At 62.5% G+C, this 24,905-nt stretch carries 20 protein-coding genes; 13 read left to right on the top strand and 7 right to left on the bottom strand.

Annotated features, from left to right (window positions below; translation table 11 throughout):
- Positions 1-73: 73 nt before the first annotated feature.
- Complete coding sequence (gene eboE / locus IPV69_RS13765; protein WP_206290256.1) at positions 74-1,240, bottom strand: metabolite traffic protein EboE; 1,167 nt, start codon at positions 1,238-1,240, stop codon at positions 74-76.
- A gap of 84 nt (positions 1,241-1,324) precedes the next feature.
- Positions 1,325-1,804, bottom strand: a complete 480-nt coding sequence (locus IPV69_RS13760) for a DUF4149 domain-containing protein (RefSeq protein WP_206290255.1) — start codon at positions 1,802-1,804, stop codon at positions 1,325-1,327.
- 131 nt (positions 1,805-1,935) lie between these two features.
- Here IPV69_RS13760 and IPV69_RS13755 point away from each other — a divergent pair, with 131 nt between their 5' ends.
- The 7 genes from IPV69_RS13755 to IPV69_RS13725 all read left to right on the top strand — a co-directional run bounded on the left by IPV69_RS13755 (position 1,936) and on the right by IPV69_RS13725 (position 13,579).
- A complete protein-coding gene (locus IPV69_RS13755; protein WP_206290254.1) occupies positions 1,936-2,523 on the top strand; it encodes a hypothetical protein in 588 nt (195 codons plus the stop codon).
- Positions 2,524-2,570: 47 nt separating this feature from the next.
- Positions 2,571-4,193, top strand: coding sequence for a lysylphosphatidylglycerol synthase transmembrane domain-containing protein (locus tag IPV69_RS13750; RefSeq protein ID WP_206290253.1), 1,623 nt, complete (start codon positions 2,571-2,573; stop codon positions 4,191-4,193).
- A 182-nt stretch (positions 4,194-4,375) separates the two neighbouring features.
- On the top strand, positions 4,376-6,994 hold the full coding sequence (locus IPV69_RS13745; RefSeq protein ID WP_206290252.1) for a hypothetical protein: 2,619 nt from the start codon (positions 4,376-4,378) through the stop codon (positions 6,992-6,994).
- Between the two features lie 81 nt (positions 6,995-7,075).
- Complete coding sequence (locus tag IPV69_RS13740) at positions 7,076-8,005, top strand: ABC transporter ATP-binding protein (RefSeq protein ID WP_390884411.1); 930 nt, start codon at positions 7,076-7,078, stop codon at positions 8,003-8,005.
- Positions 8,006-8,138: 133 nt separating this feature from the next.
- The gene (locus IPV69_RS13735; RefSeq protein WP_206290250.1) at positions 8,139-8,639 is read left to right on the top strand and encodes a four helix bundle protein; all 501 of its coding nucleotides are present in this window, start codon (positions 8,139-8,141) and stop codon (positions 8,637-8,639) included.
- A gap of 216 nt (positions 8,640-8,855) precedes the next feature.
- Complete coding sequence (locus tag IPV69_RS13730) at positions 8,856-11,021, top strand: ABC transporter permease (protein WP_206290249.1); 2,166 nt, start codon at positions 8,856-8,858, stop codon at positions 11,019-11,021.
- A gap of 1,292 nt (positions 11,022-12,313) precedes the next feature.
- Positions 12,314-13,579, top strand: coding sequence for a Glu/Leu/Phe/Val family dehydrogenase (locus IPV69_RS13725; protein ID WP_206290248.1), 1,266 nt, complete (start codon positions 12,314-12,316; stop codon positions 13,577-13,579).
- A 92-nt stretch (positions 13,580-13,671) separates the two neighbouring features.
- On the opposite strand, the gene IPV69_RS13720 is transcribed toward IPV69_RS13725, so the two are convergent.
- A complete protein-coding gene (locus IPV69_RS13720; protein WP_206290247.1) occupies positions 13,672-14,280 on the bottom strand; it encodes a hypothetical protein in 609 nt (202 codons plus the stop codon).
- Positions 14,281-14,481: 201 nt separating this feature from the next.
- Positions 14,482-16,011 carry a hypothetical protein gene (locus IPV69_RS13715; protein ID WP_206290246.1) on the bottom strand — a complete coding sequence of 510 codons (1,530 nt, stop codon included), beginning with the start codon at positions 16,009-16,011 and terminating at the stop codon, positions 14,482-14,484.
- 298 nt (positions 16,012-16,309) lie between these two features.
- On the opposite strand from IPV69_RS13715, the gene IPV69_RS13710 reads away from it, so the two are divergent.
- On the top strand, positions 16,310-17,143 hold the full coding sequence (locus IPV69_RS13710; protein ID WP_206290245.1) for an amidohydrolase family protein: 834 nt from the start codon (positions 16,310-16,312) through the stop codon (positions 17,141-17,143).
- Positions 17,144-17,159: 16 nt separating this feature from the next.
- On the opposite strand, the gene IPV69_RS13705 is transcribed toward IPV69_RS13710, so the two are convergent.
- On the bottom strand, positions 17,160-17,594 hold the full coding sequence (locus tag IPV69_RS13705) for a hypothetical protein (protein ID WP_206290244.1): 435 nt from the start codon (positions 17,592-17,594) through the stop codon (positions 17,160-17,162).
- A gap of 570 nt (positions 17,595-18,164) precedes the next feature.
- Here IPV69_RS13705 and dnaN point away from each other — a divergent pair.
- The 5 genes from dnaN (at position 18,165) to IPV69_RS13680 (ending at position 22,610) form a co-directional block, all read left to right on the top strand.
- Positions 18,165-19,268, top strand: coding sequence for a DNA polymerase III subunit beta (gene dnaN, locus IPV69_RS13700; protein ID WP_206290243.1), 1,104 nt, complete (start codon positions 18,165-18,167; stop codon positions 19,266-19,268).
- A gap of 67 nt (positions 19,269-19,335) precedes the next feature.
- A complete protein-coding gene (locus tag IPV69_RS13695) occupies positions 19,336-19,746 on the top strand; it encodes a DciA family protein (RefSeq protein WP_206290242.1) in 411 nt (136 codons plus the stop codon).
- Between the two features lie 27 nt (positions 19,747-19,773).
- On the top strand, positions 19,774-20,127 hold the full coding sequence (locus IPV69_RS13690) for a hypothetical protein (protein WP_206290241.1): 354 nt from the start codon (positions 19,774-19,776) through the stop codon (positions 20,125-20,127).
- 37 nt (positions 20,128-20,164) lie between these two features.
- Entirely contained in the window at positions 20,165-21,550 is a 1,386-nt protein-coding gene (locus IPV69_RS13685; protein WP_206290240.1) for an arylsulfatase, read from the top strand.
- Between the two features lie 112 nt (positions 21,551-21,662).
- Positions 21,663-22,610, top strand: a complete 948-nt coding sequence (locus IPV69_RS13680; protein ID WP_206290239.1) for a DMT family transporter — start codon at positions 21,663-21,665, stop codon at positions 22,608-22,610.
- A 16-nt stretch (positions 22,611-22,626) separates the two neighbouring features.
- Here IPV69_RS13680 and IPV69_RS13675 read toward each other — a convergent pair whose 3' ends face one another.
- Entirely contained in the window at positions 22,627-23,856 is a 1,230-nt protein-coding gene (locus IPV69_RS13675) for a hypothetical protein (RefSeq protein WP_206290238.1), read from the bottom strand.
- 213 nt (positions 23,857-24,069) lie between these two features.
- Positions 24,070-24,903 (bottom strand): AraC family transcriptional regulator, encoded by an 834-nt coding sequence (locus IPV69_RS13670; RefSeq protein ID WP_206290237.1) that lies wholly within the window; start codon positions 24,901-24,903, stop codon positions 24,070-24,072.
- Positions 24,904-24,905 lie beyond the last annotated feature (2 nt).

The following is a 24,905-nucleotide window of genomic DNA, read 5'->3' as shown; positions in this document are numbered from 1 at the left end:
CAACGCCGCCGGGGCGGTGAGCATATCGCGAGGCGCCTGGAAAGTCTCAGGACCAGCCGTGGTCAAACCGCCTTCATCGCCGCGACAGCAGCTCGGCCGTTGCCGACAACTCACGGGCCAGGCCGGTCACCAGGTCGGGCTTGGTCTGTCCGGGCAGCACCTGCCAGGTGTAGGTTTCGACTTCCAGGTGGGGCGCATAGTCCAGCGAGGCGACGGCGGCGATCGCTTCCTTCAACTGCGGCCGGGTGGTCGCGAGCGGGCCCAGCCGGTCGGCGTCCACCGGCACATGAAAATGCACCCGCCAGGCGGGGGCGGCGAGGAAGTCGGCATCAGGCAGATCGATCAACTGTTCGCACAGGTCGACAAACCGTGCCACCTTTCCGCCCGGCAGGCTCGCCATCGTCTGATGCAGGTACCGCTCTTCGACATAGCGTTTCAGCTCGGCGCGACCTGCGGTATTGGTCGCGGGGTCGTCCAGTTGCAGGGCGCAGCTCAGGTGGATCTTGTTGAGGCGAACGCCCGCCGACTGAAATTGCCGGATCGAGCCGGCGATGTCTTCGAACTCGACCGCCTGGTGGCAGACGTCATAGCAGAGGCCGACGTGCTCGCGAACGGCCGGCTCGGCAGAGAGGCGGTCAGCCTCACGCCAAAGCTGTCGGAAAAACGCGATCGCTTCCTCGGTGGTTTCCAGGACGCAAAACGGCTCGGGTTCGATCGCCAGGCGGATCATTCTGCCCGTACGCCGCTTGAGATCGGCCAGTGAGACGGCGGCGGCGACCAGCATCGTCGCGCATTGCTCCGCGAAGTCCGCCGGGTGAACGAACCCTTTGAAACCGAGCGGCAGCGTGGAGATGCTGCCATCGACACCCGCCGGCAACAGCTCGGCCAGGATCGCCGCACACTGCTCGGTGTAGGTCAGTCGGTCGCGGGTGGACCAATCGGGGAGGTAAACCTTTTCCTTGACGCGGGTCGAATGGAAGTCGCCGAAGGGGAACGCGTTGAGGGTGTGGCACGTCAGTCCGCGCCGGGCGAGTCCGGCGGCGAAGTTTGTTACGCCTTGCGCGGTTGAAAGCAGCTCATCGACGACGGGCTTTGCGAGCCACAGGCCCGCCGCCAGCGGTTTTCCGAACGCCTTGGCGACACCGACCGTGTAGCGGTCCAGTCCTTCCTCGACTTCGGCAACCGTTCGGCCGGGGTGGACGTTGGTGCAGTAACTCAGGGGTAGCGTGCTCAGGGGCATGGTCGGGCCAACTATACGGCCAGAGGCCGCCAAACGCATGACTCCCGCTCGACCCTACTGACACGACCCGGAAAGACTGGCTTCTCAGGCGGCTTCCTTTTTCCGTCCGTCGTTGGCGATCGCGACGGGCAATACCAACCCGGCTATGACCAGAACCACAAACGTGCCGCCGTAAAGCCGTTCGGACAGCTGGTGAGCCTGATTGAACTCGGCTTCCCGGCTGGCGCGTTCGACGCGCAGTTCGTTGATGCGCGGGGCGACGTAGGTCGCCTCGACGACCGCGCCGACCGTTCCGAGGGCAAACAACGCGAACAGCAGGCTCTTGACACCCTTGGCGCCCGGCCGAAGTCGCCAGGCAAATGTGAAGATCAGCGCTGCCGCCGCGAGCCCCAACTGCACGCGCTCGAACATTGCAAAGATCGGTGGCGCGGCCAGAGCGAAGTTCCCGTCGGTCCGGGGCGGGAAGGTCCTGGCCAGCGCGATCACCGACAGCGTCACGCCCATCAATCCGCCGGTCCAAATGCCCCAGGTCAGGGTCACCACGATTGAGAAAAGACGGTTCATGCCTCCGATTATAAGCGGCGTTGGCAAAAACGCTGCGGGAAGGGTGGCCGGGCGGTTACACTTCTGGTCCGACCTTGGTTTTGCCTAATGGCCGACCGGTGTCGACGTTTTGTCCTGCAACCGGAGGTCCGATGAATCGCAATTCCTGGAATCGTGGGCTCGCAACGGCACTGCTGCTCGCGCTGGTCCTACCGCACGGTGCCGCCACCGGCGACGCCAAAGAGAATCTGGCCAAACGCATCAAGTGGCAGAACATCGTCCAGTTCTACGGCCAGGAAGACACCAACCTTTTCTCCCTGGCGATCTACGACAGGGACGCCAAAGAGGAAGCGAACTTCCAGTTCAAGGAAATCTGGAAATACGACCGCGACAAGAAGGAATGGGTGAAGATGGACGCGGCACCCAGGGTGGTGAAGGTGCAACTGGCCAGCCAGCGGAACAAAGCCGAGGGTCCGGTTGATGCCCAGATCCTGATCAACCTGCCGATCAAGATTCAGGACGTCGGTCTTTACTACGCCAAGTGGTCGATCGACGACGTCGCCTGCGCGACCTACACATTTCTGGGCACCCGGGCCCGCGACCGCACCGTACCGGGCAAGCCCAAACCCGGCTACAAGGTGGAAGACGTGCCGGTCAGCATCGACAAGTCGGAGCTTCAGATCATTCCCGACCCGTCCTACTTCACGGGTGAAGGCTCGCTGCCCCTGCCCAAGAAGTGAGCGACCGTCCTCGTTCACAAGTATCGCCGGGGTACAATCCGCCCGACGTGAAGGAGCAAACCGATCAACCGGCTGGCCACTCAACGTCCGCCTGGGCGTTGCAGTGGGTCGCGTTCCTGTTGAAGAACGTCTTCGGCTGGGCCCTGATCGTGGCGTCGTTCATCATCGGGCCGGCCATTCCCGGGCCCGGCGGGATTCCAGTCTTCATCGTCGGATTCGCGCTGATCACCTTCCCCGGCAAACGGAAGCTGACGGCCCGCGTGCTGCGCGGCAGGCCGGTCGATGCCCGCAGTGCCTCCTATCGAATCGCCGCGACCGCGACGGCGTTTCTGGTGCCGGCGGCGGTGCTCGCGTACATCGAACTGCAATGGAAGTTATGGCGGTACGCCACCAATGAGTTGGCCATCGCTACGTTTGCCTGCTACCTTGCCGTCGCCGGGCTGACGCTGTGGGTGTTCTGGAACGGCCGGCTCCTGAACTGGCTGATCCGCAAGGTGCCGGTAATCCGCCGTCGCGTCCGTCCGTGGATGCGCGACCGCGGCATCGATCTGCTGCCGCCCAGGCGACGACGTCGATTCGTCAACGTCGCCAGGAACTCGACGACGACCGATTTCATGGACGAAACGATCCTTCAACTCGACCAGCGCCACGTCACCCGGATGCAGCATTGGAGCGTCGTCGCCCGCCGCTGGGGCAAGAAGGTTCTCGGGGTGGTGCTGACCATCGGAATCTTCGTCTGGATTCTCAAGCCGATCGTCCTGAACTGGGACAAGGTCAAAGACCGTATCTGGGAGATGAACTGGGGCCGCGTCGCGATCGCCTCGGCGTTATTCGCCGCCTACCTGTTTACCTTTCGCGCCCTGGTCTGGCGGCGGCTGCTGAAGAACTTCGGGCACAAGCTGCCGATCTGGCCGACGGTCCGCATCTGGTCCACCTCCGAACTGGCCCGCTACCTGCCCGGCTCGGTGTGGCAGGTGGTGGGGCGCGTGTACCTGATCAAACCCTACGGCGTCCGCGGCAGCGTCTGCTCAACGAGCCAGGTGATGGAGCTGGCCCTTTACCTGCTGGCGAATCTGATCGTGGCGCTGGGCGCACTGACATTCCTGGGCTGGAAGAGCTTCGAAGGCCGCGAACGGACGATGATGATCGTTGCCGCCGGCCTGGTGCCGTTGCTGTCGCTGGCGCTGCACCCCAAGGTGTTTTACACGCTCGCCGACAAGATCCTGGTCGCCCTCAAGAAGCCGCCGATCCAGAAACGCATGCGTTGGAAGAGCCTGATCGACCTGCTGCTGTGGAACGTGCTCGGCCTGACGGTGCAGGGATTGGCGATCTACCTGGTGGTCGCCGAGTTGCTTCAGTTGCCGATCGCCAAGTGGTGGGTGGTGACGGGCGCGTTCTGCCTGTCCTGGTGTGCCGGGTTCCTGGCGTTCTGGGCGCCGGGCGGGCTGGGCGTTCGCGAAGCGGTCTTTATCGCCGCGATGAGCTTTGCCATTCCCCATGCCGTCCGCAGCGGCCAATTGCAGGACCCCGAACAACGGCAACTGTTCCTGATCTTCCTCAGCGTCCTTCTCCGCATCTGGGCGACCGTCGGCGAATTGCTGCTGACCGGCTTAGCGTATCTGCTCGACTGGAGCGGGGCCAAACGGGGGCGCGGCGAGGTGGCGGGGTAAGGGCAGTGCATCGATACGGGCCCGAACATCGAACGCCGAATAGGACATGCTCCGCACGGCCGTTATTCGACATTCGGCGTCGGACGTTCGATGTTCGGCGTTCGCCCTTTAGGTCATCCGCCAGCGAACACTCTCCGCATTACGATTGACGCTCCTCCACCGCCCCCGTAAATTCCGCGGCGATGCGTTTCCTCTGGGCGGGATTATTCGTTCTTTCCCTGACCTCCGGGGCCTTGGCGCAAGCCAACGGCTACGTTCGTGAATTGGGCTTCGACGGCAACTACCGGCCCGACTGCTGGACGCCGTTGTACGTCCACCTCGAATCCACCATTAGTGAGCCCGCCGAGTACCAGATCCAGATCCATCAGCAGGACCTGGACCAGGACACCGTCGTCTACACGCGCACGATCACCCTCGGCCCGCAGGCCAGGGATAACGTCTGGGTTTACTTTCAACCGCAGCCGACCAACGACGGCCTGCCGGGGGGAACGTCCGCCACGCCGCTGGGCGACGTCCTGAAGGTGCACCTCTACGACAAGGCCGGCAAGAAGCACATCGCCAAACTGCCGATCCAGAGCACCGTTAAAGCGAACAGCCTCGATACCGGCGGTAGCGGCCTGGGCGGAGAGCGTGCGGTCAAGGTCGTGCTCGTCGTCCGCGAAACCGGCAACTACCACGCCCAGGAGTTCGCCAACGCCCATGGCGTCATCGAAGACGTGCTCTTCATCCCCGTACGGCTCGACCAGACCGGCCTGCCCGACCACGCGCTGGGCTACCAGATGGTCGATGCCATCCTCTGGCTCGACGGCAAACTCAACACCATTCGCAACACGCCCTCGTTCGGCGCCTTGCAGCAGTGGATCCGTCAGGGCGGGAACTTCGCGATCTGTCACCAGTCCGACCGCAGTCAGCTCGAAGCGCTGATCGCCGCCGACATGCTGCCGGTGGTGGGCAAGGTCAGCCCTGCGGCGGATGCGGCCTGGGCGATTCAGCTTCGGCAGAAGTCGGACCTCGACCACATCCTCGAGGTGCTTCAGGACACGTCGCTGGCGCTGAAGTTCAACGATGCGGCGTGGAAAGCCGTGATCAAAGCCAGTCCGTCGTTCGAACTGGCGTATGCCCAGGCTCGCCCCGACGCGATGGTGGACGCCTGGATCTCCTGGAACAAGCAAGGCGAAAAGGAAGACAAGACCCCGTTCATCGCCCGCCGGGCCTACGGCATGGGTTCGGTCACCTGGGTGGCGCAGGAGCTGGGCAGCGGCCTGCTCAACGAAGCACCCGACCCCACCGACATTCCCCCGCCGATCGCCGGCACCACCAAACCGTCGCGGCCCCGTCGCACACTGCTGACCAACGGCTGGCCCCGGCTGTGGGACAAGGTCTTCGGCTGGCGCAATCAGACGCGCACCAATGGCGAAATGGAGGACCTCAAGGCGCAGAACCAGGGGCCCGCCCGAGAGGCGATCTACCAGCTTGCCGCCAACCAGTACCCCCGCGGCGGCGGCGTCGATATCGGCAAGGCGATGATCGACCGCGCCACCGAGCACGGCGCCCGCAGCACGGCGTACGTCTTCCTGGTCGTTCTGTTCTTCATCATTTACTGGGTCATCGCCGGCCCCGGGTCGTATCTCTATCTCGCGAACAAAAAGAAGAAGGGCCTGAGCTGGACCGTCTTCGGTGCCAGCGCCCTGGCGGCGACGCTCCTCACAGTCGTCCTGGTCAAGGTCCTGCTTCGCGGCGGGGCCGAGGCGCGGCACGTCACGCTGGTGCGGCTCTCGCCCGACGCCAAGGCCGCCGACGGCTCCCCACGCTTCGCCGCCAGCATGCACACGCGGATGGGGCTTTACATCCCCCGCGACGGCGAACAGACGGTCTCGGTCTCCGATCCCGGCCCCGAGCGGACGGCGTCTGTCTCGCCTTACGCCGTCCACCCCCAGTGGCTGAAGGACGACACTGACGCCGGCTTTACCGACACCGCCAAGTACTTTGTCGATACCGATCCGATCCTGTCGGGAAAGGCCGCTTCTGTCGGCTTCCCGTACCGCAGCACGCTTAAAAAGATCGAAGCCCGCTGGGCAGGATCGATCGCCGAGGGCATCACCGGCAACGCCGCGATGACGCCCGGCGGTATCAGCGGCACGCTGACGAACAAGCTCGGCCGCGATTTGTCCAACGTCTACCTCGCGTTCTCCTCCGGCTGGGTGGATGCCGGCGAGCGACGATCCTCCACCAACGACCTGATCCTGTTCATCCCCAATTGGAAGAACGGCGCGACCATCGACCTTGGCGTCGAAGCGAGCAAGGCCAAGCCGGTCATCGGCATCAATGGCGCATCGCCCGGATCGGGCACGAGCAACGTTTACGACCGCCTGATGCCAGCGACGACTGATGGCTGGAGCAAGTACCTCCTGGGCGACTTCAGCGGTACCTTCGGCGGCGAGGTGTACGACAAGGGTCAGAGCGGCATCCTGCGGACGTTCCCGCTGATGGGCCTGGTCGATCGCGTCGGCCCGTTCCGCCGGGCACAGGGTAACGATGACACCCGCCCGGAGCCGATCCGCCGGGGCGGACGCGAGTTCAATGTGTCGCAACTGGTCGCGTCCGGCCGGCTGATCGTGATGGCCCAGGCGCTGGATGCCCCGGTCCCGCTGCCCATGCAGGTGAACGGCGGCGGGTTCGAAAGCCGCGGCACGACGTACTATCAGGTCAGCCTGCCCCTGGACCGATCCGCCCTGAAACCCGTGCCCCAGACACAGCCGACAAGTCAGCCGACGACGAAAGGAGTAGGCAGTACGCAGTAAGCAGTACGCAGTAAAGATCGGCTTCTCTTCTTTACTGCCTACTGCCTACTGCGTACTGCCTACTGACCATCTATGGCCGTGATGATCAAGACCGTCAATCTCACCAAGCGCTACGGCAGCCTTGTCGCGCTGTCGAACCTGAACCTGGAGATCCACGAAGGGGACTGTTTCGGGTTCATCGGCCCCAACGGCGCGGGCAAGAGCACGACGATCAAGATCCTCGCCACGCTGCTTCAGCCGACGTGGGGCGAGGCGCGGGTGTGCGACTTTGTCGTCGGCTACCAGAGCCGTCAGATCCGCCCGCTGATCGGCTACGTGCCCGACTACTTCGGTGCGTACGAAGACATGGTCGTTCAGGAGTACCTGGAGTTCTTCGCCGCCGCGTACAACATCAACGGCGTCGAGCGGAACAAGGTCGTCGAGCAGGTACTGGAACTCACCGACCTCGGCTACAAGCGCGACGCCCCGGTTGACGGCCTGAGCCGCGGCATGAAGCAGCGGCTGAGCATCGCCCGCGTGCTGCTGCACGACCCCAAGGTCCTGCTGCTGGACGAACCGGCCGGCAATCTTGACCCGCGTGCCCGTATCGAGATGCGCGAGCTGCTCAAAGAGCTGCAGCGCATGGGCAAGACGATCCTCATCAGTTCGCACATCCTGCCCGAATTGCAGGATCTGTGTAACACGGTGGGCATCATCGAGCAGGGCGAACTCATCTATTCCGGCCCCTGGACCGACATCGTCCGAAAAGCCCGCGGCGGCATGATCCTGCACGTCGGTGTCCCCGACGACCAGCAAGTCAAAGCTGCCAGCCTGCTGAGCGAAGACCCGAACGTCGAGAGCGTCAACCCGCTGGACACGTACATGGAAGTCGCGCTCAAAGACGGCGTGACGGATTACTCGTTCGTGCCGGAAAAGCTGCTGGCCAATGGGATGAAGCTGCGGCTGCTCAAGGAAGAAGAGGTGAACCTGGAGACGGCGTTTATGAGGTTGACGAAAGGGATGGTGCAGTAGTGGAGTCAGTTTCAGATCTGAAATCTGAAATCTGAGATTTGAGATCTGAGATTTGAGATCTGAAAGGCTGCCGCGCGCTCGTTCCTTCGCTCCTGCTTTCGATATCTGCAACGCACCGATTGGAGCCACCACTATGACCTACGAGCGCTTCGAAGATACGCCCGCCTGGCAGGCGGCGATCACTTTGGCCCACAGGGTCTTCGATCTGGTGGACGACCTCGCGTTCATGGGACAAGGCGACTTGAGAAATCAGCTTCAGCGATCGTCGTTGTCGATCTCGAACAACATCGCCGAAGGGTTTGAACGAGGATCGACGAATGAGTTGATCCAATACCTGTACATCGCCAAAGGCTCAGCGGGCGAGACGCGCTCGGGCCTTCGATTCGCAGAAGGCAGGCCGAAGATGCGACACCTTCACTCCGATATTTCGGCGACGATTCAGTTGTCAGAGTCGGTCGCGCGTCAGCTTCGTGGTTGGGCGAACAGCCTTCAGAACTCGGACATCGCCGGCCAGCGCCGAATGACCGAGCAGTCCCAGGCGGAGTATCGTCAGAAGGAGCGGACCGCGAAGTTTATGGAGAAGTTGAACGACATTCGCAATGGAAGGAGTTCGGCGTCGGCGTCGGAGACATGAAGTCTTGAAGCGCGAGTTGAGTGCCTGAACTCTGCGATCTGCGAGATCATGCATTTGAAATAGTTGAGATCTGAAGTTTGCGGTTTGAAATTTCAGATTTGAGATTCGAAGTCTGACATCTGAACGCTTCTACCTGTCAGATTCTCCAGTTCTTCCCGCGCGGCATTCGAGTTTCATTCGCCATTCGAGTTTCGTCATTCGTCATTGATAAGTCCCATGCTCGGCATCCACCACTATCTCTGGCGACTCATCCCCGCCAACCCCATCCTCCTCCGGGTCGTCGATTCCGGCGGGAAGCGGCGGCGCGATCTGTTTATCCGCTGCGCCTACCTCGGCCTGCTGGTCGCATTTGTCGTCATCTCGCTCGTCAGTGCTTCCGGCACTGGCGGGTCGGGCAGCCTGTCTTCGCTCGCCAAGACCTCCGCCAGCTTGTTCCAGAGCATGAGCTACCTGCAGCTCGGGCTGGTGGCGCTGCTGGCACCGGTGTTTACCGCCGGGGCGATTACCCAGGAAAAGGACAGCCAGACGTATGACATCCTGCTCGCCACGCCACTGACCAACGGGCAGATCGTGCTCGGTTCACTCCTGAGCCGGCTGTTTTTTATCATCGCCCTGCTCGTCAGCGGCATACCGGTTTTCTCGATCACGCAGATCTTCGGCGGCGTCGCGATCAAGAGCATCGTTCTCTCGTTCCTGCTGGCGGCGGGGACGGCGTTTGCCACGGGGGCGCTCGCGATGGCGATCGCCACCTTCAAGGTCGGCACCCGCCGGACGATTTTCAGCTTCTACCTGTTCATCGTCGTCTACATGGCCGGCGGAATCGTGCTGGATACGTTCCCGCAGTTCCAGGTCAGGGGCCGTACCGTCACGCAGGGCATTGAATCGCACATCAGCTACTTCACGGCGTTCAACCCGTTCCTGGCGCTGCGGGTGATCTTCAAAGACCCCACCTACGCCCCGCCGAACTTCGAAGACCTGCCGGCCGCCCAGCAGTCCTGGCCGGTGGGTTACATGCTGAGCAACCCGACCGGGTTTTACATCAGCTTCATGTTCCTGTTCAGCTTCGTGCTGGTGTTGCCGTCGATCGCGCTGCTTCGACGGATGGCGCAAAGCTCGACCAATTTGCGGTCGCAGATCCTGCAGAAGCTGAAGCTGTCCAAAGGCGACCGCAACCGCAAGCCGCGAACCGTCTGGACCAACCCGATCGCGTGGCGCGAAGCCCGCACCAAGGCGTCGGCCGCCCGGGCGACCGTGCTGCGGTACAGCTTTATCCTCATCGGCCTCGGGGCGGCGGTGTACCTGGTCATCGCGTACGCCAATACGTCGGCGCCGGTGAATGCCATCGTCCGCGGCAGTTACGACGAACGGCTGGAGCAGATCACCCTCCCGGCGCTCGACGGCAAGGGCTCGCCGAAGACATTGAACGTCATTCCCGGCGGGACGAAGGTGGTCCTGCCAACGGACAATCCGGACGACGAACCTGAAGAAGTCGACCTTCGGCGGATGCAGGGGACGATGGAAGTCGTGAGCTACACGACCTTCGCCGAAGCGCCGCCGACGCAGAACTCGTTCGTCAAAGGGCAGATGGGCCGGCGCGACCCGTCGCGGTTCCTTAACACGCTCGTGGTCCGCCCGCCGGCCCGCGGGCTGGACGCCGGCCTGGCCCGCAAGTACCTGCTCGGGCTGTGCGCGGTGGAGTTCGCGGTCATCCTTCTGATCGTCACCAACGCCGCCGCCAGTACGGTCACCCGCGAAAAGGAAGACGGCACGCTCGACCTGCTGCTGAGCAGTCCGATCACCAGCCGGTATTACATCTGGGGCAAGCTCCGCGGGCTCGTCAGTTTCGTCATGCCGCTTGTCGCGGTGCCGGTGGTCAGTGCGGGCCTGTTCGTCGTGTACGACATTTTCCAGCAGATCACCGGGACCAGTGGCGAACTGTTCCAATGGCTCGTTTTCCCCGAGGCGGTGCTGCTGCTGCCGGGCATGCTGATCATCATCTGCGCCTTCGCGGCGATCCTGGGTATGCAGATGTCGCTCCGCTGTCGCACGACGGTCGCGGCGGTGATGAGCAGTGTCGGCATCGTGGTCGGCATCTGCGCCGGCATGGGTTGGTGCGGCTACAGCTTCCTGGATTCGAGCCAGAACCAGATGGCGTTGATCGTCGGCAGTTTCAGCCCATTCACGCTGATGCAGATGTTGATCGACCCCTACGCCAGCGGGCGCAACTACCGCGGGATTTCCGCCAGCGCCCTGTGGACCGCACGGTCCATCGTCACCGTGACCACACTCGTCGCGGTCGGCATTTACGTCGCGATCGTCTGGCAGATGTACACGGGCATGGTGAAGGGGTTCGACATGACAATCCGCAAGCAAAGCCGGTAACGGCGAACCGAGGAAGCCGGCTTGATGCGAGTCAAATCGCTCCGGCAGGTCGATTTCAACACGAAGGGCACGAAGTCACGAAGGGCACAAAGTCACTCAGCGCGGCCCGGCCGCAACCAAAGACAGAGGAAGCCACGGAGGCACTGAAAGCATTCGACGCATGCTCTGCTTCAAAAAACGGTCCTCCTGGGTTCTCGATGGATGCGATAACCGAGTGAGACAATCCGAAGCCTCGAAGAGGCGGCAGAGCCATAGCCCAGGGTGGAGGTCGGTACGCCGACCGCAACCCTGGGTTGATCGACCGATCCGCCTTAAGCCCTGAAGGGGCGACAGAGCTCGCGACGTCGGCACGGCGACGGCTCTTTCGCCCCTTCAGGGCTCAACCTCTTGTGAGCCGCAAACCCAGGGCTCGTCCGGCTGAGCCGGCCAGCGCCCTGGGCTATGGCCCTGCCGCCTCTTCGAGGCTCAAGGACTTAATCACAAAATATGCGATACGCCCGTGCGGCGACAAAGCGCGGATTCTGCTTGCATTAGCCTGCCTTAAACCTAACATATATAGAACAAATTGGCGGCTCGTCGCCGGCCTTCCTGGCTGGTGCTGCGCTCGTGCCTTTGGCCCGGCGGGTGTGATCCGCGGCGGTCTGAAGGTCGACTCGCGTTCGCAGATCGAGTGGCCGGGCACGCTCTCGGTGCGCCTATGCGTCGGCGACACGGAGCGGCTGGACTGTTCCCCGCCGCCTCGGGTTCGTTCGGCTGTCCGATCTCGGGTTCGTTCGGCGAATTTCACGCCGGTGTCTGAGGTACTCCGAAGACCCGGATGACCGGCCGCGACGCGCCGGTGAACGTCCCTTGTATAGCGTCTCGGGTTCGTTCGGCCGTCACCGCTTGCTGATTCGGTGTTCGATGTTGGGTGTTCGATGTTCGATGTTCGACGTTCGACGTTCGCCTTCATCCTCCGGTTCGTTCGGCCAAACGAGGACGCATGGGAGCGCGACTCCGCCACAACCCCCTCCCTAACCCTCCCCCGGCGTACCGGAGGAGGAGACCGGAGACGATCTCGGGTTCGTTCGGCGATGTCAGCGAAGCCGAGCTCGGGTTCGTTCGGCAGTCCGCGCACGGCGATTCGGTGTTCGATGTTGGGTGTTCGATGTTCGATGTTCTCGTTCATCGTCGGGTTCGTTCGGCCGTTTCTCCTCGGGTTCGTTCGGCGGCGGGGCATGAGATGCGCGAGGTGAAACCTCCCGAAGTCCCGCCGTCTCCCTACTCGGTTGGCAACACGATAGACTTCCGCCATGGCAGCCTCCAACGGATCGACACACTCGGCCTTCTGGCAGAACGCCCACCACTACTTCGATCGTGTCTACGGCACGATGGGCCTCGACCCCATCTGGCGGGACTACCTGACCCACCCCAAGCGGGTGATGACGGTCTCGTGTCCGATCCGGCTCGACAACGGAACCATCCAGACCTTTACCGGCTTTCGCGCCCAGCACAACAACGCACTCGGCCCGTTCAAGGGGGGCATCCGCTTCGACATGGGCGTCAACATCGACGAAGTCATGGCGCTGGCAATGATCCAGACCTGGAAGAACGCGCTGGTCGGTCTGCCCTACGGCGGGGCGAAGGGGGGCATTATCTGCGACCCCAAGAAGCTGTCGCTCGGCGAGAAGGAACGCCTCACCCGCCGGTATACCGCCGAGATGCTGCCAATCATCGGCCCGCACCACGACATCCCCGCACCCGACGCCGGCACCGACGCCCAGGTGATGGCGTGGTTCCTCGATACCTATAGCATGATGGTCGGCTACCAGGCGCTGGGCGTGGTGACGGGCAAGCCGGTGGCGATCGGCGGATCGGTCGGCCGCGAAGACGCCACCGGGCGTGGCGTGATGAACATCCTCCGCAAGTTCCTGGCGACGCAGAACAAGACATTGGCCGACGTGAAGGTCGCGGTGCAGGGGTTCGGCAATGTCGGCTTCCACGCCGCCCGATTGCTGGCCGAGCGCGGGGCGACGGTGGTCGCGGTCACCGAGCGGTCGAGCGGTATCTACGACGACACGGGGATCGAGGTCGAAGCCGCCCACAACTACTACCGCGAGAACGGCACCCTCGCCGGCTTCGCCGACTGCGACGAAATCAGCAACGAGGAACTGCTGACCTGCGACTGCGACGTGCTGGTTCCCGCGGCGATGGAGAACACGCTGACCGAAGACGTCGCCCCGCACGTGCGGGCGAGGGTGGTTGTCGAGGGTGCCAACGGCCCGACCACGCCAAAGGCCGACGAGATCCTTCAGGACAACGGCATCACCGTGCTGCCCGACATCCTGGCCAACGCCGGCGGTGTGACGGTCAGTTACTTCGAATGGGTGCAGGGCTTGGAGAGTTTCTTCTGGGACGGCAAGCGCGTGCAGGACGAGTTGCAGAAGGTGATGGAGAAGGCGTTCGACGAGGTGAACGCCAAGGCGGACCAGGCCGACTGCGACTACCGGACGGCGGCGTACACGATCGCGATCAGCCGGGTCGCCGAGGCGTGCCGGTTACGGGGATTATTTCCGTAGGGGCACACAAGCGACAGCGAAAACGCCCACCGCGTCGCGGTGGGACCCACGGCAACGCCGTGGGCGATTGCGGAAGCAAGATCGCGAACGGACTAAAGTGCCTTGGTGGCCGCGCCTGCGGGCTCTGTCGCGGGCTGGGTCGACGGGGCGGGGACGGGCTTGACCGGCTGCTGAATGCCCTGACGGAGCTCGAGTTCCGGCGGGACGTAGTTGGCGTCGCCGGGCTTGCCGCCGGTCGACTTGCTCAACTGGTATTCCTCGGCCCGGCTCATGACGGCCAGAAACTCGCTGCCGCTGAAGATCTGGTTGGGGCTGCTGGGCGGATAGATCTCGGCGTGTTCCAGTTCCTTGGTGGCGTAGCGCGGCGACGGGCCGAAGATGCTGTAGACGATGCCGCCGCGGAGCTTCAGTGTCTTGGCGAGTGCGACCGACAGCGTGCCACGGTCGGCGGCCTGCGTGGCCGGCTGATTGAACGACGCCGGCAGCAGTCCCTTTTCCTTCAAGGCTGCGACCCGGGCGGCGTAGTCGGCGGCGGCGTCCTGGCCGTCAATGAAGATCAACAGGGCGTGAAAGGCGTCGTCATTGCTCGTGACCGGCTGCTCGGCGAGCTGATGCCAGAACTCCATCTGCTTCTCCGGCTCCACGCCACCGAGCGTCGGAGCGAGCGGCTTTTCCACGACGGCAGGCGCGCAACCTGTCATCGAAAAGACGGGGAGAACGAAAAATGAAAAACAGGCAATGAAAACTGCAAAACGGACCGGGCGCCGTTGACCGCTTTTCTCATTCTGCATTTTGCATTGCATGTTTTTCATTTTTCATTCTCCGACGATTGGAGCGTTCCAAGGGTCATCGACGACAGCATTCGAGGCAAAAACGGCGACCAGGTCGCAGGCTCTTTGAAATCAGAACGAGAACGTCAGGCCGCCATAGAAAAACTGGCGCGGTTCGTCGTTGGCACCGAACGCCTGGCTGTTGGGGAAGAAGACGCCGTAACGCAGCGCCAGGGTCAGGTCGCTGGTGACCTGCCAGTTGAGATAAAGGTCGGGCTCGACGCCGAGGAAGCGGTGTTCGCCGGACGTCACCTGGTCGATGGGGGCCTCGGCCTGGAGCTTGTTGATGACGAAGAAGTCCACACCGATCTGCATGCGGGAGAAGATCCCGTGGTCGGGCAGCGGTAGGGTAGCCACGCCGAATCGCAGCAGCAGCAGGTTCGAAGGATCGGGTGCCAGCGCCAGGCCGGTGTTGATCAGGCCGAACGCGTTGAAGCCGTGGTCTTCGGTGCCGGAGGCGTTGCCGTTGAACGTGTTGGTGCTGGTGCCGCGGTCCTTGTCGCCGGTGGCGGCGAGGAACTCGAAGCTCAGGCGGGTCTGCCTTCTGTCGTTAAAGAAGTAGTCGAGGCGGATGTCCAGCGCCGCGGCGGCGATCTTGTCTTCGGTCTGCTCGATCGGAAACAGGCCGCCGGCCCCTGATGCCTCGAAGCTGTTGGAGAGCGTGGTGCCGCCTTCATAGGCGAACTCGATACCGTACCGCAGGTTCGGGCCGAGCGCGCCGGTGGAACCGAAGCCGATGTACCACGAGTTGTATTCGTAGTCGGTCTGGATCAGGCCCAGGTCCAACGTGTCCATCTCGTTGTAGTCGCGCTGGATCAGGCCGTACAGGAACGGCTGGTGATCGCCGGCGTTGAGCTTGGCGATCGCCCCGTAGAAGCCCCGGCGGGTGTTGTAGTCGAAGCCGGGGCGGGAGCTGTCGAAATCGACGGTTCGAATGGGCGTGATACCGGCGATGACATCAACGCCTAGCGCACCTTTTTCGAGGGTGACCGTGATGCCGTCGAGCGTGGTGCCGAGCACCAGGCCGTTGGCCCAGTAGGTCAGATCGCGGCCGCCCTTGAAGACGAAGTTGAAGTCCGACGAGGGGTCGGCCCCGAGGACCTTCTTGTTGTAAGCGGCGTTGTAGCGGCGGGTGTCGAAGGAGTAGTAGCCGCGGTCGAGGTCGCCGTCGATCGGCTCATCGCCGCGGCCGTCGAAGCTGTCGCCGTAGTTGAAATCGCGGTAGCCGAAGCGTCCGCGAAGAAACAGCTCCTGGGCGCCGTCGATGTTGAAGCGGACGTATGGAACGACGTCGTATTGACGCAGGCCGTGGTTGGCACCCAGCGCGTCGTCCAGCGACAGGTAACTGAACTGGAGGAAGACGCCGTAGTCGAAGAGAACCCGCTGTCCAGCAGGCACGCCTTCGTTGGCGCGATAGCGGTTGTCGAGCTCGAACTTCTGAAGCTCGTCGATGCGCGCCTGTCGCTGCAGGCTCTCGGCACCGGGGCCGCCGGGCACCGGCTGGGCCGACGCAGGCAACGCAAGGGCGGCAACCGCGATGCCGACGACTAGCAGGGGTTTGCGCATGGCGACCAGAAAATAGTGAACATTCGATGGAGTCATGCCCGATCCGGGAGTGTGAGTGACAGGACTCAGGTGGGCGGTGCCCACCTTCACAGGCGTCGTGGACAGGAAGTTTGTAGCGATTGTGTGGCCCGAGGGCAATCAATCGCGATTGGTATTGACGTCCCAATATCGGTCCCGGCGGTCGATAGCCCTGATCGGGGTATTGCAGAAATCGCCGGCCGCAGGTTAGCTCAGTCGAAATCGGTAGCCCTCACTGGCAGCGTGGTTTACACTCGTTAGAATCCTCCGTCGGGCAGCCTCGCTTTGTGTGTGACCCGTGTAATCCCGTCTTTTCATGTCTATTCAGGTTTTTGCCAATCACGCCCACGTCTTCCCGAGCTCGGTCAATGCCGAGGGGACTATCGATCGGCTTCAAAGGCTGATGGACGTCTGCGGCATCTCGGAACAGGTCTGCTTTGCTCCCTTTGCTCATCAGATCGCCGGACGCGGCATGCACCACAATGAGTGGCTCGCCAACGAGCTGTCGACCCGCAAGCGGATGCACGGGTTCGGCACGGTCGATTTCAGGCACCATGTGGATGCACAGTCGGTGACCGACCAGGTCAAGCGCATTCGCGAACTGGGCCTGGTCGGCATCAAGCTGCACCCCAACGCCCAGGAGTTTGACATCCTCGCCCCCGAGGCGATGGAAGCGTACGCCGCGGCCGAGAAGTACGGGCTGTTCATTACGTTTCATAGTGGGGTGCATGCGTATCGCATTGCCAACTACCACGTGCTGAAGTTCGACGAGGTCGCCGAGAAGTTTCCGAACCTGGCGTTCAGCATGGAACACATGGGCGGGTACAGCTTCTTCGCGGAGTGCCTGGCGGTGATCGTCAATCGCATCCCGTTCCCGCCGGTGCCCGGTAAGCGGTGCATGGTCTACGGCGGGCTGACGAGCGTATTCACGCCGCACTTCTGCCGCTTCTGGTACATGCCCAAGGACCGACTGATCGAAGCCGTGGCGCAGGCGACGCCGGACCAGCTGATCTTCGGTCTCGACTTCCCGTACAACCTGGAAGACAACGTGAAGCAGGGGATCCGGGCGATTAAGGAACTGGGGCTGCCCGAGGCGGATACGCAGAAGATCCTGGGCGGGAATCTGCGCGACGCGCTTCGACTGCGCTGATCGGCGAAACGTCCTGTCATCCACGATTCCTACGCCGCCGCTCGTCGTCCGCGAACGCCTCTCGTTCGAACATGTTGTCGCGGTAAGCGTCTCGCCCCCGGACGGCGGCGACGATCGAGGCGACCACATATGCAGGGAGGAACAGCGGCCCCCAGCGCTCGACCTGCCGGACGTGGACGCGTTCGTGGCTGCGCGTGCGATCGAGTGCGGCCTGATCGCGGCCGAGTACGACGTGACCGAGGGTCATCGCCGAGGCACCGCCGGGGAGTAACGTGCCATGTTCCAGGAAGTACCGTACGCCGCCCCCGTGCAGCTCGAGGACGCCATCAACCCACCGCAATCGGCCACCGATCAGTGCGGCGGGAACGAACAGAAGTCCGACGGCCGTGGTGGGAAGCGCCCAGGCGTAGAGAAGAATCTGGAGAAAAATCGGGCGGCGGTTGCGATACATCTTTGCCCTTGTGTGATGGATTGCCTGCTGTCGACCGGTGGATAACCGCTGGAGGAACGGGCGCGCCGACGATTCGGGCTTCAACAGGCAGTTTGGGCGCATTGTGGAAAAACTGCCAGATGCGCGCGGGAGAGAAGCGCCACAGCGACCTGCCGACGACAGCACACCATCGTCCGGGCCGGTAGGGCGTCATGAAACCCCGCCGGCAAGGACAGACGTCTGAAGTCGCATCGCACAGCTTCTCCACAATTGAGAGGCGTCAAAATGGAGTGTAAGCGTATAACTTACAGGCGATTACAATCCGGAGACCGTATTCATCCACAATGCGCCAGCCCCTACTACTACGACGATGAGTTTGAATAACTTACTTAAAACTACAGAAAGAGGATGCACCGGAAAGAGGCATCTCGGGGATGCGACGACTCGGTCGTCCGCCATCGCAGATTGTGGATGAGTTTGAACTGGCCCGAAGTTTCTCAGCGCGGGCACGGTTCGGTATGATCCGGCGTGAAGGGGTGGCCGCGGAGCGCGGCCGCTCGGAGACGTGACCCGCGGAAAGGCTCAAGTTCAATGAAAGTGATCTGTAACCGAGGCGCGCTGCTCGAAGCGATCTCCGTCGCCGGCAATGCCGTCGCATCGCGAACCCCCAAGCCGGTGCTGCAGTGCCTGAAGGTCACCGCCGCCGACGACAAACTCACCATCGCCGCGACCGACCTGGAGGTCGCGATCCGCTACAGCGATGCCCAGGTGCAGATCGAGCAGCCCGGCGAAACCCTTCTGCCGGCGGACAAGTTCCGCGACATCGTCCGCGAGAGCATCGACGACACGCTCGCGATCGAAGTGGTGGACAACGTTGCCAACATCCGCGGGCAGGATTCGCACTTCAAGATCTTCACGCAGAAGGCGGCCGACTTTCCGCCGGTGCCAGATTTTGAAGGCGAAGCCGACTTCACCATCACCGGCGGTACGCTCAAGCAGCTCATCGGGCAGACGCTGTTTGCCGCGGCGAAGGAAAGCACCCGGTACGCGTTCAACGGGATCCTCGTCGTCGCCAAGGGCAAGAAGGTGAACCTGGTCGCGACCGACGGCCGGCGGCTGGCCTCGGCCAAGGCTGATCTGGTGAGCGACAAGCTGTCCAAGGAAGGCGCGACCGCGATCATCCCCGCCAAGGCGATGACGATGATCGACAAGCTCATCGACGATCCGGAAGAGGCGGTCGGCTTCCAGATTCGCGAGAACCAGGTCATCTTTCACACCAGCAGCGCGACGCTGACGAGCAACCTGGTCGAAGGGCAGTTCCCGCCGTACGAAGACGTCATCCCGAAGGACACCGACAAGAAGATGACGGCGAGCACGGCCGACTTCCTGTCGGCGATTCGCCGGGCCGCGCTGCTGACGACCGAAGAGAGCAAAGGTGTCCGCCTGACGTTCACCAAGAAGGGCCTGGTCCTGCAGAGCCGTAGCCCCGAGAGCGGCGAAGCGACGATCAATTTCCCGTGCAAGTTCGAAGGGACGGACGTCGAGATCGGCTTCAACCCGAGCTTCCTGGTCGACGCGCTGAAGGTGGTCGACACGGACGAGATCACGCTCGAGCTGACCGCCCCGAATCGCCCGGGCCTGGTGCGGGCTGGGGCGGGGTTCACGTATGTGATCATGCCGGTGAATCTGCAGTGATCGTCGCACAGACTGCGAGTCTGTGGCTCTTCATGCCGGAGGCATGAAATGCGGGGATGTAACGATCATGGATTCCACCGATCCACGACTTCAAAACGCCGAGCTCGCCCGCCTTTCGCGGGTGAAGCAGCGCACGCCTTATGACGCCGCGGCGATCGGGCCGGAGCTGATCTCGTTCTTTAAGGTGTCGGTCGAGAAGCGGAACGCCAAGTTCAGCAAGATCGCCGACGTCTGGATGAAGCTGGTGCCACAGGTGCTCGCCGATCACAGCGCGCTGGAGAGCTTCAGCCGCGGCACGCTGGCGGTGGTCGTTGACTCGTCAAGCCACCTCTACGAACTGAAGCAGCTCCTGCTGGCAGGGCTCGAGAAGCAGTTGCTGCTGGCGTGCTCGGCGGCGGGGCTGAAGAAGATCACGCTTAAGCGGGGAAGCTGGTACGAAGAAGGCGGGACGGCGGGCGATCGCAGGGTGAAGTTCTAAGGGTTCGGATCAACGAGAGTAGTGGGAATGGAAAGTCACGACGAGAAGATTCCCATTCACCTCAATTACGCCGCCGGCCCCAACCGTAGGCGACGATGTGACTCTCTGGAGTTTTTCGGCACACACCTGTTGGGTGCCCTGATGGGGCTTTTCGTCTTCGAGCCGATCACGGCGATGTGGTTGTTTGGCCGGCGGGGCGACCAAGGCGTAATGCTATTTGTGTTCGCGTCGGTGATAGTCTCCGCGATCGTGGCATTTGTGCTGTACCAAAGTTTTCTGTGGCATCGTTCGCCGGCGTTGGTGAGGTCTGTTGCCGCTCTTACCGGATTCGCCAATTTTGTACCGGCTTATGTCGTCCTTCTGATGTTCTTTTACGAGTGATCTGCTACATCGGCGACTCGCGAAGAGCAGGCTTCCCATGCGAAATCTATTTCGATATGCGTTGGTTCTCGCACTGATCTCGGGTGGCGTAGCGGAGGCACCGGCTGCCGACAAGCCCAACATCATCTTCATCCTCGCCGACGACATGGGCTACGGCGAACCTAGCTGCTACGGCAACAAGGCGATCAAGACGCCCAACATCGATCGCCTGGCGGCCGAAGGCATTCGCTTCACCGACTTCTACGCCGGCGGGACAGTCTGCAGCCCGAGCCGGGCGACGCTGATGACCGGGCTCCACAACGGCCACGGCTGGATCCGCGCCAACGGCCCGGAAAACCTGCGGCCAACCGATGTCATCATCCCCGAAGTGCTCAAGAAGGTCGGCTACACCAACGGCGTCGTCGGCAAGTGGGGCATCGGCGTGGAAGGCTCCACCGGCCTGCCGCGCAAGAAGGGCTTCGACTACTTCTACGGCTACCTCAACAACTTCCACGCGCACAACCACTACCCGTCGTTCCTCTGGCGGAACGAAGAGAAACACCTGCTTCCCAACGAGCAGCTCGAAGCAGACCCGCGTGGCGGGGGCGTGGCATCGAAGAAAGTCGTCTACTCCACCGACCGCTTCGGCGAAGAAGCCGTCGACTTCATCGCGCGGAGCAAAGACAACCCCTTCTTCCTCTACCTGGCGTTCACTGTGCCGCACGCCAACAACGAAGCGAAGAACAAGGGCATGGAAGTGCCGGACTACGGCATCTACGCCAGCACTGACTGGCCTGATCCGCAAAAGGGCCAGGCCGCGATGGACTCGCGGATGGACATGCACATCGGCAACGTGATGGCGAAGGTGAAGGAACTTGGGATCGACGACAGGACGCTCATTATCTTTACCAGCGACAACGGCCCGCATAAGGAGGGAGGCGGCAATCCCGACTTCCACGATTCCAACGGTCCCGTCCGCGGCACCAAGCGCGATCTGACCGACGGCGGTATCCGCGTTCCCTTCGTCGCGCGCTGGCAGGGAAAGATCGCGCCGGGGCAGGTGAGCAATCACATCGGTTCATCGGTCGACATGATGGCGACACTCGCCGATCTGGCCGGCGCCGAAGCCCCGAAGACCGACGGCATCAGTATCGTCCCCACGCTGCTCGGCAAGCCGAATGAGCAGAAGAAGCACGACTACCTCTACTGGGAGTTCCACGAAGGCGGGTTCGGCCAGGCGGTGCGGTTCGGCGACTGGAAAGCCGTTCGGACTAGCCGCGGGAAGGCCAGGGGTTCGGCGGCAAAGACCGAGCTTTATCAGATCGTGCAGGACATCGGGGAAGAGCGGGACGTGGCCTCGGCCCATCCCGACATCGTCGCCAAAGCCGAGAAGATGATGGCCGAGGCGCATACGCCGTGGGAGGGCGGGAAAGCCAAGGAGTAGGGTGTGCGCAGGTAGGGTTATTGATTACTTCCATACTCCGCATCCCCATCTCCCAACCGACTGCCTCCTTATTCCCCCTTGCGTCCGCCAAGGCGGACCCTACAACTTCGCCATGTTCCTTGCCGCCGCGCCGGTTGAATCTCAGTTGTTTCTGCTGTTCCCACTCGCCAGCAGTTTGATCTATGTCGCCGGAGCGCTATCGCTCAAGCGGGCGAGCCAGGCCGGGGCGGGAATCTGGCGGACGGCGTTCGTCAGCAATGTGACGACAGCGGTGCTGTTTTCGCCGATGGCGCTGTTCCCGATCTTCATGCCTTCCACCGCCGGGCCCATGCCGCTGTGGCAGCCGGCGTTGATCGCGCTCGCGTTTGTCGTCGGTCAGGCGTGCACGATGTACGCACTGAACAAAGGCGACGTGTCGATCGCGACGCCCGTCGTGGGAACGAAGGTGATCTTCGTCGCGTTCTTCGCGACGCTGATTCTGGGGAATCGCCTTGCGTGGCCGGTATGGATGTCCGCGGCGATGAGCGCGCTGGGCATTGGGGTACTCAATCGCGGCGGGTCGGGCGGCAAGAAGAACGTCGGCAGGACGGTGGTCTCGTCGCTCGCGGCGGCGGCGTGCTATGCCATATTCGATGTCATGGTCCGCCGCTGGTCGCCGGCGTGGGGCAGCGGGCGGCTGCTGCCGCTCATGTTCGGCATCGGGGCAGTGTATTCGCTAGCGATGGTCCCCTTTTTCGACGGGCCGTCACTCAGGATCTCACGTGAAGCCGCCGTGCCCCTGCTGGTTGGGTCGGCCCTGATCGCACTGCAATCAATGCTGCTGATCACGACCATCACGATGGTCGATCGAGTGACCGAGATCAACGTGGTCTACAACTCGCGCGGGCTGTGGAGCGTCGTCGCGGTCTGGCTGGTGGGACACTGGTGGGGAAACACCGAGATGTCGGCCGGTGGCTCGAAACTGGCCTGGCGGTTGTGCGGCGCGGGGCTGCTGTTGCTGGCAATCCTGATGTCGGTTTATTCGGCACACATCGAACGGTGGCTGGGCGGCGTTGCCTGATGCCCGGGGGATCGGTCTACCGCTCGCTGACGTCTTTGGGCCGGTAGGCGCGCACCGCCGAGCGGTCCGGCATCTCGTAGTAGGCCAACAGGTCGTCGAGTTCCATCAGTACCCACGGGGTCAGGTGCGATGGTCCGTTCTTGGTAAAGACGATGTTGTCGGCGATGTAGACACAGGAGTGAATCAGCTCATCTTCCGACTTGCCCAGCAGCACCACATCGCCGAAGCGAAAATCCCCTTCGGCGACCTTCACGTAGTCCGTCATGATCGTATGCACGACGAAAGACGTTTCGTTGAGGCGATCGTCCGGCGGATCGTTCCAGAAGTTCATGCTCGACCAGTGGCAGTCGTACAGCGGGTCGAGTGACTTGCCGTCACGTGCGGGGAAGGCGTACAGCCGTTTGCGGGCGAACCGTGTCAGCAGGTGCGAGATATCCAGCGGCATTCCCTGGGGCACACGCTTGAGCGATTCCAGGATCGGCCGAACGTCGCGCAGCCGCTTGCCGAACCCCCAGTAGCTGGTCAACGCGTCGATATCGGTGTCCGGGCGAATGACCAGGTTCACCAGCAGGGTTGAAGTGCGCGAAAGCGCCTTGAGCATCTTGGCCTGCTCGTCCTTCGAATCGATCTGCGCACACGCCGCCTGCACGTCGGAGATAAACACCGTATCGCCGCGCGTATAGAGAAGGCGCTTGAGAATTCCCAGCGTCTTGTCTGACAGCGACGCGGCCTCGAACCATTGGTTGACGAATGCCTGTCGGAATCGGAACGGCTTGGCCTGGTACTGGTTGACGGGATACCGCGACAATTCCAGGTAGAAGTCCGCCCGTACCTTGGGCGGAATAGCCATCACCGCCTCAACATCTGGTTGAACGACCGATGCGCCCAGAGCCGGATCCCACGAGATTGTGGGTGCGATACGGCGAATCAGCGCCGGGTCCATTCCCGAGTCGGCCAACATCCGCTCGACACCGACCGGAGATTGCTGCGGCAAGACCCAGCGGGTTGGTTCCGGCGGAATCAATGCGGCGGCAGCGGATTCCAGCGGCTCGATGACGATCCGCGTCACGCGAAGGTCGCCCCAGGGGCCGGTGCGATCCGAAGACAGTCGCGACGACGGCGCTGTGGCGCCCGGCTTTCCCTTGGATCCCGGAGTCACGCCGGAGGCACGAAAGGTCAGTCCGGCCGCAAAGCTACCGACAACAACAACAGTCAAAACAACAAGATGCGGCCATGTGGGTCGCAAGAATACCTCTCTCAGGTGTCAATCCAGGGTGTAAAACATCCTAACATTCGCGTACCGAGCCCCACCTCAGCAGCGAGAGTAGTACGCGTAGCATAACTCACAGTTCTCAGCACTCAAAAGATTCTTCGGAAAAGAGTTACATCGACATAAGCAATTACGCTGCCCACCCGACAGGAGGTCAGTGGAACTCTTAGCACTCGCAGCATTCGGACCTCATCGAGACGCGGTCGGCCGTTTTCCGGTCGACGCAAAGAAGACGCGAGAGAAGTGATGCTGGGATGCAAAGCCGCAGACGCGGGATATCTCTTTGATCGACAAAGTGCTTTGTTGCAGCAGCTCCTCTGCCCGGACAACCCTCAGCTTTCGCAACAGCTCGGCAGGCCCCATATTGCGACCCCTCTTCATCAGCCGCGTGAGCTGACTGCGGGAAAGACCGACATGCTCGGCGACCGTATCGACGCCGATCGCGTCCGATAAATGGTCGCGCATGAATTGTTCGGCGCGCAGCAGTCGTCGCTGCCCGGCGTCGTCCGACGGGCCGACCGGCTCGCACGAAAGTCCTGCCAGCAGATCCCACACCGCCGACAGCATCCGTGCCGTCCGCTCGGCGCCGGCAAAGCTGCGGGCGTGACGAAGCCGGTCTGCGCCGCCTGCGATTGCCGTCACGCTGCCGCCCAGCGGCACATGGGGCGACAGCTCCCGCACGAAAGCGGCCATCGCATTGTTGCGATCATCCACGAGTCGCAGGTCGATGATCCGCGAACGGGCGCGTGCCATGTCCGAAGGCAGGACCACCCGATGCTTGTGGTCCGGCAGGAGAATGAGGCCCTTTCCCCCTTTGACGTGTACCGCATGGGAGCCGATTTCCATCCCCATGTCCCCTTCGAGCACCCAGATCACCTGGATCTCGTTGTGCGCATGGCGTTCGTGGGGCGACGTGATCTCCAACCCTGCCTCGGCGAGATACGGAATTCCCACTTCCGGTGCGGCAATGGCAAAGCGACCCTTGTACCGGGGGGAATTGATGGGGGTCAGGCTGCTGGACATGC

The sequence above is a fragment of the Humisphaera borealis genome (genome assembly GCF_015169395.1).
GTDB lineage: Bacteria > Planctomycetota > Phycisphaerae > Tepidisphaerales > Tepidisphaeraceae > Humisphaera > Humisphaera borealis.
The sequence above is the reverse complement of the archived record's forward strand: the minus strand, read 5'-3'. Positions and strand labels throughout refer to the sequence as shown.